Source organism: Leptospira weilii (assembly GCF_006874765.1).
Classification (GTDB): Bacteria; Spirochaetota; Leptospiria; order Leptospirales; family Leptospiraceae; genus Leptospira; species Leptospira weilii.
On record NZ_CP040840.1, the window covers coordinates 2,159,314 to 2,170,000 of the forward strand.

A 10,687-nucleotide genomic window follows, 5' to 3' on the forward strand; every position below is an offset into this window, starting at 1 on the left:
GCGTTTGTGGAGAGGTTCGAATTTTTTAAAGCGACTTCAAAAAATTAAGAAGATGGGTTCGATCCCGAATATTCAATTTGAGAATGTAATCTTTGCTCGACTCCGCTTCTCCCCCGTGCCAGAGGATTGCTTCCATCAGGTTTCTAGCTCTTCCATCGTGAAGATATCTCGTATGACCGTTTACGACTTCGAATAAGCCGATTCCCCAAAGGGGAGGGGTTCTCCATTCTCTTCCGTTCGCTTCTTCATCCGGTCTATTATCCGCGAGTCCGTCTCCCATGTCGTGTAACAAAAGGTCCGTATAAGGTCGGATGGTTTGGAAAGATAGCTCGGGGAAGTTTTCGTTCAGACCGGTTTGAGTTTTTGGAAGATGACAATTTTTACATCCTGCTTGGAAAAAGATTTTCTTACCCAAAAGGACGCTTGCGTTATCGGCCTTTCTTCTTGCCGGAACTGCGATGAGCTTCAAGTAGTTCGTGATTGCGGTGATTTTATTTTGAGCAATTTCGGGGGAACCGCCGTTTCTGGAAGCTTGACACTGGGCCTGGGTGTTCTTACAGTTCTCGTTTTGAAACATAGGGGAGGTAATTCCCAAATCTCCTAAAAAGGCCGCGGAGCTTTGCCTCGCCAAATCGGTGTTATTTGCTTTCCAGCCGAACCTTCCCAGGGTTGTTCCGATTCCGTTTAAATTCCGGACATAGTTCGGTCGACCCGAAATTCCGTTTCCGTCCCTATCATCCGGATCTGCGAGCGCGAGGATTGTATCTTCGGGAATCGTTTCCAAAAGCCCGAGCCCTATGACCTGAGGCGGAACTCGAACGGAGGTCCTTGTGTCGTTTGCAAGAGGGCCGTATCCTAAATTCGAAAGTTCTAATAAAGGAGAGCGTAATGTATATTTCGTGCCGTCTTCGAATTCGCCTACAATTTCTCGATAAGTGAGAATAGCGTCTCCTTCCTTGGGCACTCCCTGGACGGAGTTCGGCTGGAATTGTCCTCCGTAACTGGGTTCTTCATGGTTGGAATCGCTACCGACGCTGAGTCGAACGAGACTGAAGGTTAAGTTCTCTTGGTCCTCTTCAAGCGTTCTTCCGTTTGCGCCATGACAAGCGGAGCAGGCGTTCGTGTGGAAGAGGGGACCGAGTCCGTCCCTGTCTGGAATGGCGGCGGAAAAGCCGGGAATCCAAGGAACTTCGAATACGGTTTGTCCTACCGTATATTCGGAAATAGACCTCAAAGGGGAATTTTGGGCAAATTGCCGGAATGCCAAATTTCCGAATTCGAAACTCGTCATCGTCCTACCACCTTGGTATTCTTCTCCGTCTTCGTATCCCCATTCCATATCCGCGGATTCCGAAAGGATTGCTATCAGAACGGCTCCGATTTGGCAATTTTTAGAAGAACAGAATTTTTCCTTGGGAGCGCAGGTTTGTGTCGACAGAAAAACAAGAAATAGGGTGACTCGAAAGATCTTTCCGGATAAAGATCCGAAAAAGATCGGAGTAGATAAAACAAATCGAGAATTCAAACTCATATTAAATTCTGAATATTAAGGAAGTGTAATTGATACCGGATTCGGGGCACCCCAGTTTGCCTGTAGATCCTGTCTTCCTAAGGATCCTTTGAAATTCCAACCCCAACCGTAAATTTCTCCGTTTCCGAGTAGGACGAAGTTATGAGTCGCTCCACAACCGAAGTGAATGACATCGTCAATTCCGACCACCGCTTTGTTCGGTTCGTAGACTTTCTGGGTGTTCGTTTCTCCAATTGCTAAATTTGCGGTGTTACCGTTCGCTCCCCAACCTTTCACTTCTCCGCTTTTTAAGATCGAAAAACTTTGAGTTCCTCCTGCCCAAACGGATGAAGCATTTAGAATATTCAAGACTTGTGTTGGAATAGGCGTCGGGTTCGGAGAGCCGTTTCCTCCGATTCCCAACTGGCCGCTTGCGTTTAGTCCCCAGGAATAAATTCTTCCGTCCGATGCCAATGCGAGAATATGATCCCTTCCGTTTGCGATCTGTTTGATTTCGGGGAGCCCCTCGACTTTTACGGGAATAGACTGAGCCGTGTTGGCGGCTGAAAGTCTTCCGTTGCCTAGGTTGCCATATTGGTTTCTACCCCAGACGTAGACTTCTCCGTTTTCGGTAAGCGCCGCCGAATGTTCCGAACCGGCAATTACTTGGATGACGTCCCTAAGACCCACGACTGCGACCGGGTTCATAGAAAACGAATCGGCATTCAAATCGTTCGCTCCGTTTCCCAGTTGGCCCACGTTGTTCTGACCGAAAGCGACAATGGTTCCGTCCGATTTCAAGATCAGAGCGTGATTGAAGCCGTAAGCTCCCATAACCGCGTCGTCGATTCCTGGAACTAGAGTAGGGGGTTGTCTATTTCCCGCTGTTCGAGGATTGGCCGGGTTCGTGTTGTTATTTCCGATTCCTAATTGTCCTTTCGCATTGTTTCCCCAGGTATAGACCCTTCCGTTTTTTGCAATTGCCATGGAATTGTTTTGATTGAAATGAATGCTAAAAATATTTCTGATCGAATTGAGTTTTACGATCACATCATTGTTCTCATCTCCCGTGGAATTACCGGTTCCAAGTTGGCCGAAATTGTTTCTACCAGTCGTATAAACTTCTCCATTTTTCAAAAAACCGGAGTGAGCTCCACCTGCGCTGAGTTTAGTTCCGAAATAGAAGTTTACTTCTTTTTGAAGAATCGTGCCGTCTGGTTTTTTAAAACGAACTTGAATCGTATTCTCCCCGTTTTTGGGTTTAAAAGGCGGGAACGTTTGAGAAGAAGGGGAATGGATCGGAACGGAAAAAAGTTTTTGTTCTTCGTCGTAGATCTCGAATTCCCCCGATATATCAGTCTGAATCGTAGCTTCCACTTGGTAGACAGTAATGATTTCTCCTTCTTTTGGGGAAAGGATTTGGAAAGAACTTTGATTCAACTCGGCTTGATTGGCGCCGATTCCTAATAGAAAGAAGGGAATCGGATCAAGGCGTGAATTTGGCTTACAACTAAGCGCTAAGATCGTAGATAGAATAAACGTAACTTTTCGGTTCAAAGTAGCCTCTTTTATTTATTGATAATGAGTCTTAGTATCATTATACTTTCAAAAGAAACCCTGCGCAATTTGAAGTCAAGAATTTCCGGATTTTATTCGTTCGTATTCTCCTTTGCAATTTCATAGGTAGAATTTTGTGTGGAGGCTCGTAAAATTTTTCCCGGGAGAATTCCCCATGAATCCTAAAATCCATTTTTTGTTTACGGTTTCTTTCCTCGTCTTCGTCTCAGTAAGTTGTAAAAAAGAACTGAGTGTTTCTATGGCAACATCCACTTCCTTGAGTGATAAACTCGCGTTCGCCGCACTCGGAGAAGGCGGTTGGAAACCCGAAGAGGGCGCCGAGTTCGTAAAACTTCATTTTTATCCGGATGAAGGATTCCAATTGAAAAAGATGGAAGTGGATTCCTGCAAAGGGGAATTCACGGATGCGGTGACCGTCTATATCAACTTCAACGAGTTAAGTGCCACCGCGAACCTTTCCAATCAGAAGGGGGTCGTGAGTTTTGAAAAGGCGGTATTTGCGAGATCCGTAACGATTAATTTCAGAAAGAACAAAGATCTCTGTATCGGGCAGATACGCTTTTACGACGAAAAAGATAAGCAATTCTCTTTAAAACTTCCTAAAATTGTGGAAGGTTCGGTAATAGCTTCCGATACGTTAAGTCCCGTTTCGTCCTATGACGTGATGAATCTTTTCGACTCTCGTTACGAATACGCATGGGCCTCCGACGATAGAAAAGGAAAGGGGGTCGGTGTCACTTTGGATTTTCGATTCAGCGAGCGGCAAACAATCACAAAAATCAAAATTTGGAACGGATATCAAAGGTCGGATCAACACTGTTATTCGAACGGGAGGTTGAAAGAGGCGACTCTTACCGGAGACAACGGATATAATCAGAAGATTCAAGTTCAGGACGTACTCGGACCTCAAGAAATTCAATTGGAGAAACCGTTCGAAGGTAAAAATCTTCGTCTGACAGTAACCGATATTTATGCGGGAAAAATGTACAAGGGAATTGTGCTCAGCGAAATTCGTTTCGGAGAAAAGAAAAATTGGATTCTAATCGATCCAATCAAAAGATCTCAAAGTATCGCAGAATCGAATCATTTACAATTTACCGTTTCCAATTTGGATGGGATTTTAAATCGAGGACTCAAAGGATCCGAAAGATCTCATTTGCCTCAAAGTATTGAAACGATTGAAAGTTCGGAAAACGGTGCGCAAGTGGCTGAAACGATCAATTCTCCATCGACAACCGTTATAGACGAATCAAACGGGGTAAGAACCGAGTCCAATTGGACTCTGAGAATGCGTTCCGACGGATCTTTTTTTATGGAAGGGAATATTGAAGATCAAAACGATGCCGAAGAGGGAACGCTTTACAAAACGAGCAAGTTCTACGCAATCGGAAATTACGAAGTAAAGGAATCCTCTTCGGAAGCATTGAAATTGAGGGTATTTGGATATATGCGAAAATACTCATCTACTTTTATGGAGCAGCATAAGGACGAGGACATGGATTGTAACGGTTGTGGCCGGGATTGTAATATGGGAAATCAGGATCCGAATAAAAAGGAGATTATTTTTCAAGACTTCATAACGATAAAAAATTTGAATGGAAACATTTACATCCAAAACACAAGTCCGAGTCGTAAACTGGATTTTCAGATTTTAGAGATGACTCTTGAGTAAATTTCCAAAGGAATTTCACATTAGAGTTGTTGAAAAAGTTCGGATTAACAAAGTTGCTTCAATCGACCATTTTCATTAAACGGAAACGGATTGGGAATTAATTTTTCAACGACTCTATACTAAAATTTTAGGTTATTTTCAATTGAAGAAGTTAATTTATAAAATTCTAATTTTGGTTCTTTTTTTATATCTACTTGGTTGTAAAAAAGAAATTTCCGATTCTGAAAATTTGGAACCGATTTCTTTCGATCCAAATCGACAGATTGAGATTCGGATTCTTTGGGAGAAAAAAAATTTTCCTTTGGAAATGGAACTCTACGAGGGAGCTTCTCAGAGACCTGTGGAACTCTGGGCCACGGGAAGCGTCGGAGATTTGTCAGAGGCTCCGGTTTCTTCTAAGATAGAAGGATCCGAGCTTTATCTCAAACCAGGTTCTAGAAAAAGATTTGTACTGGTTGTAAAAAATACCACCGAACAGGATTTTTATTTTTTTGCCGCCCCCCATTCTATGGAACCGCCTGAAGTTTCCTTAGGGTTTAAGTTCAAATGCCTTTGTGTCAATCATGCCTTTTATATTCCTCCGCGTGAAACCTGGTTCAGGGTCGTGGAGTTAAGAGTCGGGGGAGAGGCGTTCGGAAAAGAATTAAAAATTTCTCATACACTAGTGGGGATGGACGAAGAAAGACTCCGCCTCTACCAAAAAGGGGTCGGTGTCGATACTACGGGCGAAAATTGAAACCATTTTCCAACGAGTTCCGATTTCGGTTTCACAGAATCTTATTTTTACTTGTACTGACAAATATTCGGGTCGAAAGAATTCGAAACCGGATTGCAAGTCTTTTGAAACCGATTTGGTAAATCGTTTCTTTATAGTAAGAGTTATTATGAAATCAATTAACGTGGGCAGGACCGTAAGAAATCCATGATTCATCTTTTTTGTAGGAAGTTGGAATTTGAACTCTGTAAATCTATTCTTTAAAATGTGGGAACTACAACAAATCGCGGTTTTACGAGCAAATTTTAAAAGTAGGGACTTCTACTTTTAGAAAATTCTTCTCATTTTCAACGGCCGAACTCACGTTAAATTATCAATTACATAAAACTCCTGAATCTGCCATTTGAGGATGGGAGCGCGGTCTAAGCGATCTTTTTGGGGATTCGAAAAGGACTTCAGAAATTGAATACTTAGGCTCAAAGGTTTAGAGTCTGTTCAATCGTCTGATTTCAGTGAAGAGGTTTGAGATTGCCGGGTTCGAGCACAGGTCCTCCACAGAGAATTATTTTGTTTTCGATTTTGCAGTGCCTTTTGGAATGATCGAAGGAAGAATACATGATTCCTTCGGCCGAATTCTTTTCGTCCTGAAATTCCCCTTCGTATATACTCGTATCGGGGAAGCGAACCTTACCGGGACCGATCATTTTTCCCATTTCAAACGTCCCTTCCAACATTGCTCCGTTTTTAAAGATATACGTTCCCTTCCCGTCTTTTAAGTCGTCTTTGAAGTTTCCTTCGAATCTGTCTCCGTTCTTATATCTCATTCTTCCCGGACCGTTTCTGAGGTCGTTCGAAAAGGAGCCTTTATATTCGTCGTCGTTATCGTAAATATAGGTCCCTATACCGGAAATACAATCTCCTTGGATACAACCTCGGATTGAGTCTGTTTTCGCACTGATCGAACGATCGGAGGTTTGTACTTCTTGTTCTGTTGTATCGTTATGGAGCGAATCGGAATTTTCGGTATCGTTTGTAATGTCGTTAGGCGAAATTTTTTTGTCTCCGTAAGAACATTGTACTGTAAAAATAAGGAACATAACTCCCAAAAGAGAATTGCGCAAAGTTCTCATCAAAAGAGGGGAATTGGACCTATTAGAAACTGAGTTTTGAATTTGTTTCAAGAGAATCATATTTTTTGAATACGAAATAAAAACGTTTGCACCAACAAACATAGTCAAAATTTTACTTGTCGAGATGGAATATGTCAAACTCAATTCTTGTTATAGCCTATCTCAGAAGCTTTCTACTTTGCATTATACCATCGTTAAACGACATTATGAGTTACTTTTGAGATAGGTTTGGGAGTTCTGAGGACGAGTATCTTTGGATTGACTATTCATCTCTACATAAAGGAGTACCGTTAATTTGAACACAAATCCCGCTTTGAGACGCAGAATTTTGGACACTCTATTATGTAGAGATGAGTAAAAAAGAAATTCTAGTCAAATTTTGTTTCTAAGATAAGTAAATATAGGGGAATGAAAGTGGGTTTGGTTGAACAATTTCATGTTTTTCGTTTTGGATGAATTATTTTAGGATTACTTTAGACATAATTTTTTTACGGAGAGTGTCGGCTGTCTGCGAAATTCTGTCTCGAAAAATCTATGATTTGTTTTAAACGTGGTTCTTTTGTTATATGGGGTAGATACTCCGAAATGAAACATCCTCTTTCAAATCTTCAATTGCATTTTGTCATCCCTTAAGGAGGGAATCTTTCCGATCTTTGCAAGAATCGAAACATAGGAAGGATACTTGAGGGAGCCGGCGGCTCAAATTGCAAGCAATAAGTAAGGTGAGTTCGGTATAACAAAATGCGAAAGCGATTATTATGTTGCGATCTGAACGGTGCCCTTAGAAGCCATAATCAACCCCACGAATACTTGGATCCGAAGATAAATCTGTCGGAATTACGACAATCCTCTGTGAAACGATCGGCCCTTAGGGAGCTCTGCGTTGAGTTTCTTCAACGCGCCCCTTAGAAGCGTTGTGCCTGAGTTTCCCTGATTTTGGGTGGGGGGTGATGAGCGACCCGTAGGGAGCAAATCATTGAGCCGGGAGGCGGGAAAACCTCGAGAGATTTTTCTTTACCACAAAATCATACTTCTTGCAAGTAAAAAGCCTCATTCTTGTCGGAACATTTGAAAAATATCAATTTTTGATCCTTATGATCCCAAAAGCCCCTTCTTCATTTGTGTGGCTGGTTTTAGTAGGAAGCCGTTTCACTGAGTTTGAGAGTAATACTTTAATTTCTTATTCGTCCAAACTTTTTTACGCCGAACTCACGTTTAAGTACGGCTACACGCTTGTTTGACACATTGGAATATTGCCTTTTCTTATACATCTGGATCGTGCAAAAAGAAATGGAACATCTTAGAAATGTTCGGGCGTCGTATCAGTTAGAGTTTATCCCTTTTGTTTTCGTCTTTTTTTCGTGGATCTATCGATTCTATATAAAAAAAAAATAGGGAATGTAGACTGCGTCGTACGTATTAAATTCGCCGCATTGAGGAAATAGAAAATAGGATTCCCGATCGAAAATTAGGCCTAATTTAGCTCGGAGGAATCGTTTCCTTGGAAAAAATCGAATAGCCGGAGCTTGAATCGAAAATTTTCATCCAGTAGAAATAATTCGAAACGGTAAAAAGTCCGAATCTCAAAAAAAGAACCTGAGCGCGATATGACTGTTATTCGAGGGAGAAAAACAGGTGTCTTTCTCCCTTCGAAAAAATCAATATCTGGATCTGGATTTTTCTGGAAAAGGTTTTTTAGGAAGAGCTTCGTTGACTTTAATTTCTCTTCCACGGATTTGGGTTCCGTTTAAGCCGTCAATCGCTGCGTTTCCTTCTTCTTTATTTGCCATTTCCACAAATGCTAATCCCCGGGATTTGCCGGAAAGTTTATCAGTGATAATGCGCACTGAGGTCACTTCTCCAAAGGATTCAAATGCTTTGCGGAGATCGTCTTCGGTTGCCTGATAGGCGAGATTGCCTATGTAAATGTTCATGAGAAAGGGTCCTTACAAAAAATTACTGGCTTTTAAATCCGAATAGAATGCAAGGCGAGACCAATCAATCGGCGGGATTCGAAAGAGAAATGACCTTTCCTGGTGCTCTATCGTTTAAAAGTTCTCAACTGACCCGGGAAAAGGCAGCTAAAAATTCCAGTCGCGCTTACGGTAAGCACGGTCAAAAAATTGTCAAGAAAATCTCACATTTTACGAATTTATCCTCTCTAAAAAACCGAACGGTGCATTAAACTTTTCAATTGATATCTTGAAATCGGATCTACGTTTCTCTTACACGAGCTCTTTTTTGAGGAAAAACTTTTTAAATTTTTTCCGACAAGACAGAAGAAACGAAAAAAATGCTTTTTGAACATAAGAATTTTCTGATTCTCTCAAGTAGAAAAGATACTCTTGTATACAAAAACCGATTTGAAATTGGAAGAAATTGGTTTTCAAAAGCAGAATGTGAGCCGATCTATCTTAGATTTTACATACCGATCGGTATATTTAAGAGTTCAGTAGTTGGCTTTGTCATTCTTTAGAATTTTATGGTCCGAAATAAGAAACCGAGGGATATCCTTTTTTTCAAAGTCGTGGAATCCGTGCTCAAAGGGGCGATCAGAGTGCGGATCGAATTCCGAAGAATCAGTCGATTGGATTTGTTTGCCGATATCTCAAAACATATCCTAGTAAAAAGTCGGTTTTAACGATTTTAAATCTTCGGATTCAAGGATCTTATTGGTAATTTAGAAAAGTTTTATGCACTTGGAGGGTCCTTTACGGCTCTTTCGAGATTGAAGTATTTCACTAACCAAAGTCGAGACAACCGAGAAAAACATGTTCCGTGATCAGTGATGTGATGCAATTCTTCACGCGAGTTTTTTATGTTCGGAAAATTGCGGGGCATACTGGCTTATTACTGATCCCTATAAAATAGAATACCGTTTTCATTTGAGCATAAATCCCACTTTGAAACGCAGAATTTTGGCACTCTATTATGTGAGACTAGTAGCTCCAAAAGAGAGCCAGTCGGTTGTCATCGCACATTTTAATGTCTTTTCCCTTTTATAAAAACAAGTTTTAAAATTCCGTCGCTGTATTTCAATTCTTGCCAAAGAATTTTCGTTGATAAAAAATTATATGCTTTTATTCACCAAATGTACTACCGTAAAGGCTGCAAGATAACGAAAGGAATTTGAAAATCAATGGATATGACATTCTACCAGGTGTCTTGTTACTTAGTGGCTACTCTGCTTTCTTATAGGACTCTGCATAATTTATTTCTATATTATAAAAATAGAAAACAGGTATATCTCCTATATTTTGCTTTTTTACAGATTTCTTACGGATTGTATCTTTTATGTTTTACGAAAACCATCAACGTAGCTAACGCGGAGGAAGCCCTCGTTTGGGAAAGGCTGGAGAATACAATTCTTCCTATACTTGGGATGTCTCTGATCCTGTTTGTAAATAGTTATCATACAATTTTCAGTAAGGATTTTGTCTATTTGTACATACTTCTCAGTGTGTTATTGTCCGTTGTCATCTTGATGGATTCGGGTTCGTATGATATCAAACTTGCATACCCAAAGAAGTTTCCTTTGCTCGGAATCGTGGTTTACGAAACCGAACAATCTTCTTTGGTTCACTATTGGTATCTTTTAGAAATTTTGATGATCATTTGGATTTTATTTAAGGTGATCGTACAATTCGTTCACAATTTATTGAATAATTTATTCTTTCCCGTAGGACTCATTTTGTTTTGTGCGAACGTATTTTTGGACATTCTAATCGCTATGAATTTTGTAGCGCTACCATATACTTCTCATTTCAGTTTTTTGATTCTTATGCTTTCTGTAGATTCGATTCTCGCTTTGAATCAATCGGGAAGAAAAGTCCAAAAAGGATTAAAACAAGTTTGGATCTCCCCTCTTTCCGGAAAACAAATTGAAAAGATAGAAAATGAGAAAGCGGAATTTCTTCCGACAGCGGATTCCAAAGTTGATTCTAAAAAAGATCGGATTTTTATTCGTACTTTGGGCAGTTTGGAGTTTGAAAGAGGGGGGATTCGAATTCCTCAAACGGAGATTTCCAGTAAAAGAAAGATGCTGAAGCTCGTGAAGATTCTTCTCATTCGTTTTGAAAAAG

At 40.7% G+C, this 10,687-nt stretch carries 9 protein-coding genes (1 of these 9 cut by a window edge); 5 read left to right on the plus strand and 4 right to left on the minus strand.

The window, feature by feature from the left end:
- Positions 1 to 25: 25 nt before the first annotated feature.
- Together FHG67_RS10315 and FHG67_RS10320 are read right to left on the minus strand one after the other, a co-directional pair.
- Positions 26 to 1,531: a di-heme oxidoreductase family protein gene (locus tag FHG67_RS10315; RefSeq protein ID WP_004502790.1), complete on the minus strand. Its 1,506-nt coding sequence runs from the start codon at positions 1,529 to 1,531 to the stop codon at positions 26 to 28.
- A gap of 15 nt (positions 1,532 to 1,546) precedes the next feature.
- Complete coding sequence (locus tag FHG67_RS10320; protein WP_142499773.1) at positions 1,547 to 3,067, minus strand: RCC1 domain-containing protein; 1,521 nt, start codon at positions 3,065 to 3,067, stop codon at positions 1,547 to 1,549.
- A gap of 175 nt (positions 3,068 to 3,242) precedes the next feature.
- On the opposite strand from FHG67_RS10320, the gene FHG67_RS10325 reads away from it, so the two are divergent.
- Positions 3,243 to 4,760: an NADase-type glycan-binding domain-containing protein gene (locus FHG67_RS10325; RefSeq protein WP_142499774.1), complete on the plus strand. Its 1,518-nt coding sequence runs from the start codon at positions 3,243 to 3,245 to the stop codon at positions 4,758 to 4,760.
- A gap of 142 nt (positions 4,761 to 4,902) precedes the next feature.
- A complete protein-coding gene (gene lsa20 / locus FHG67_RS10330) occupies positions 4,903 to 5,496 on the plus strand; it encodes an LIC11469 family lipoprotein adhesin Lsa20 (RefSeq protein WP_061230867.1) in 594 nt (197 codons plus the stop codon).
- A gap of 488 nt (positions 5,497 to 5,984) precedes the next feature.
- On the opposite strand, the gene FHG67_RS10335 is transcribed toward lsa20, so the two are convergent.
- Together FHG67_RS10335 and FHG67_RS10340 are read right to left on the minus strand one after the other, a co-directional pair.
- Positions 5,985 to 6,707 (minus strand): MORN repeat-containing protein, encoded by a 723-nt coding sequence (locus FHG67_RS10335; protein ID WP_004498282.1) that lies wholly within the window; start codon positions 6,705 to 6,707, stop codon positions 5,985 to 5,987.
- A gap of 1,556 nt (positions 6,708 to 8,263) precedes the next feature.
- Positions 8,264 to 8,539, minus strand: coding sequence for an RNA recognition motif domain-containing protein (locus FHG67_RS10340; protein WP_001028883.1), 276 nt, complete (start codon positions 8,537 to 8,539; stop codon positions 8,264 to 8,266).
- A gap of 47 nt (positions 8,540 to 8,586) precedes the next feature.
- Between FHG67_RS10340 and FHG67_RS10345 the strand changes: the two genes are divergently transcribed.
- The 3 genes from FHG67_RS10345 to FHG67_RS10355 form a co-directional block, all read left to right on the plus strand.
- On the plus strand, positions 8,587 to 8,790 hold the full coding sequence (locus FHG67_RS10345) for a hypothetical protein (RefSeq protein WP_002622098.1): 204 nt from the start codon (positions 8,587 to 8,589) through the stop codon (positions 8,788 to 8,790).
- Between the two features lie 297 nt (positions 8,791 to 9,087).
- The gene (locus FHG67_RS22035) at positions 9,088 to 9,246 is read left to right on the plus strand and encodes a hypothetical protein (protein WP_016761313.1); all 159 of its coding nucleotides are present in this window, start codon (positions 9,088 to 9,090) and stop codon (positions 9,244 to 9,246) included.
- A gap of 498 nt (positions 9,247 to 9,744) precedes the next feature.
- Positions 9,745 to 10,687, plus strand: partial view of a BTAD domain-containing putative transcriptional regulator gene (locus tag FHG67_RS10355; RefSeq protein ID WP_004502141.1) — the 5' portion only. 629 nt of this gene lie beyond the right edge of the window; the window shows 943 of its 1,572 coding nt (coding positions 1–943); its start codon is at positions 9,745 to 9,747; its stop codon lies off the right edge, out of view.

Excerpts from the sequence above, each read along its gene's own strand:
- FHG67_RS10315 (WP_004502790.1), bottom strand. The coding sequence starts at position 1,531 with ATGAGTTTGAATTCTCGATTTGTTTTATCTACTCCGATCTTTTTCGGA.
- FHG67_RS10325 (WP_142499774.1), top strand. The coding sequence starts at position 3,243 with ATGAATCCTAAAATCCATTTTTTGTTTACGGTTTCTTTCCTCGTCTTC.
- FHG67_RS10335 (WP_004498282.1), bottom strand. The coding sequence starts at position 6,707 with ATGTTTGTTGGTGCAAACGTTTTTATTTCGTATTCAAAAAATATGATT.
- FHG67_RS10340 (WP_001028883.1), bottom strand. The coding sequence starts at position 8,539 with ATGAACATTTACATAGGCAATCTCGCCTATCAGGCAACCGAAGACGAT.
- FHG67_RS10345 (WP_002622098.1), top strand. The coding sequence starts at position 8,587 with ATGCAAGGCGAGACCAATCAATCGGCGGGATTCGAAAGAGAAATGACC.
- FHG67_RS22035 (WP_016761313.1), top strand. The coding sequence starts at position 9,088 with ATGGTCCGAAATAAGAAACCGAGGGATATCCTTTTTTTCAAAGTCGTG.